The organism is Brevundimonas sp. (assembly GCF_013823285.1).
Taxonomy (GTDB): domain Bacteria; phylum Pseudomonadota; class Alphaproteobacteria; order Caulobacterales; family Caulobacteraceae; genus Brevundimonas.
This window is the reverse complement of record NZ_PNLV01000194.1, coordinates 1-935: the sequence shown is the minus strand read 5'-3', so window position 1 is coordinate 935 and position 935 is coordinate 1. Positions and strand designations below refer to the sequence as shown.

The 935-nt window shown below is 69.6% G+C and carries 1 protein-coding gene; it reads left to right on the top strand.

The genetic code is table 11. The annotated features are described in order from the left end of the window. On the top strand, positions 1 to 935 hold a 935-nt coding region (locus tag C0461_RS14330), incomplete at both ends, for a dihydroxy-acid dehydratase (RefSeq protein WP_292107978.1).

Below are 935 nucleotides of genomic sequence, written 5' to 3'. Positions count from 1 at the left end.
AACTACGGCCTGACGCTGGAGGAGCTGCGCTCGGGCAAGCCGATCATCGGCATCGCCCAGACGGGGTCCGACCTGAGCCCGTGCAACCGCCACCACATCGAGCTGGCCAAGCGGGTGCGCGAGGGCATCCGCGAGGCGGGCGGCATCGCTCTGGAGTTTCCGGTCCATCCGATCCAGGAGACCGGCAAGCGCCCCACCGCCGGGCTGGACCGCAACCTGGCCTATCTGGGGCTGGTGGAGCTGCTGTACGGCTATCCCATCGACGGGGTGGTGCTGACCATCGGCTGCGACAAGACCACCCCCGCCTGCCTGATGGCGGCCGCCACCGTGGACATCCCCGCCATCGCCCTGTCGGTGGGGCCCATGCTGAACGGCTGGAACAAGGGCGAGCGGGTGGGCTCCGGCTCCATCATCTGGACCGCCCGCGAGATGATGGCCCGGGGCGAGCTGGACTATGAGGGCTTCATCGAACTGGTGGCCACCTCGGCCCCGTCGGTGGGCTACTGCAACACCATGGGCACGGCCTCCACCATGAACAGCCTGGCCGAGGCCCTGGGCATGTCGCTGCCGGGCTCCGCCGCCATCCCCGCGCCCTACCGCGAGCGGGGGCAGATGTCCTACCGCACCGGCCTGCGCATCGTGGACATGGTCAAGGAGGACCTGAAGCCGTCGGACATCCTGACGAAGGATGCGTTCCTCAACGCCATCGCCGTCAACTCGGCCATCGGCGGCTCCACCAATGCGGCGGTGCACCTGACCGCCCTGGCCCGGCACGCGGGCGTCGAGCTGCCCCTGAAGACCTGGCAGGACCACGGCCACCACATCCCCCTGCTGGTCAATCTGCAGCCGGCCGGGACCTATCTGGGCGAGGACTTCCACCAGGCCGGCGGGGTGCCCGCCGTGGTCAACCAGCTGATGGGCCAGGGCCTGATCCG